A 651-nucleotide genomic window follows, 5' to 3' on the forward strand; every position below is an offset into this window, starting at 1 on the left:
CAGGGCTTGCAACGCATCATCGCCGTGGCGAGTCGTGGCAGCATTTCGGGCAGGCGGAATCTGCGATTGAATCGGTAGGCCGCTTCGGCCAGATACCGCCTTGCGTATTTGCCTTGCGCGATGGCGTGATAGACGCCGCTGATGGCGCGTTTGAGGTTGCCCAGCACCACGTTGACCCAGCGGGCACCAGCAGCTTCTGTTGCAGCACGCCCTCCACCGGTGTCCAGCGTGGTGTGCGCGTGGCCGGCCTCTTCCAGGCGGCGGAAGCAGGCCAACCCATCGGTATAGACCTCGCATTCGGGTGCCAGGCGACGCGCAGTCCAGTCCGTGAGCGAGGCATTGTCGAAGCTGCGCACCGGCTCGATCACCACAAAGCTCGGCGCGGTGAAAGTGGCATCGGTCTGCACTGCAATCAGGAACGGCTGCTTGTTCTCCGATCCGCGCCCAGCCTTGCCACCATTGCGCTCACCGCCGAGGTAGGCATCGTCGATCTGTACGAACCCGGACAGTCGACGCGTGGCTTCTCGCTCGGCCATGACCTGCATGATCTTGTGCTTCATCCGCCAAGCACTCTTGTAGTTGATGCCCAGATGACGCATCAGTTCCAGCGCGGCCATGTTGGTCTTGGTCGAGGTCAACAGGTGCAAGGCC

1 protein-coding gene is annotated in these 651 nt (G+C 62.5%); it reads right to left on the reverse strand.

Annotation, left to right across the window (positions count from 1 at the left end):
- On the reverse strand, positions 1-651 hold a 651-nt coding region (locus XarbCFBP7408_RS22075; protein WP_104564703.1), incomplete at both ends, for an IS1595 family transposase.

The sequence above is a fragment of the Xanthomonas arboricola pv. guizotiae genome (assembly GCF_002940205.1).
Taxonomy (GTDB): domain Bacteria; phylum Pseudomonadota; class Gammaproteobacteria; order Xanthomonadales; family Xanthomonadaceae; genus Xanthomonas; species Xanthomonas arboricola_C.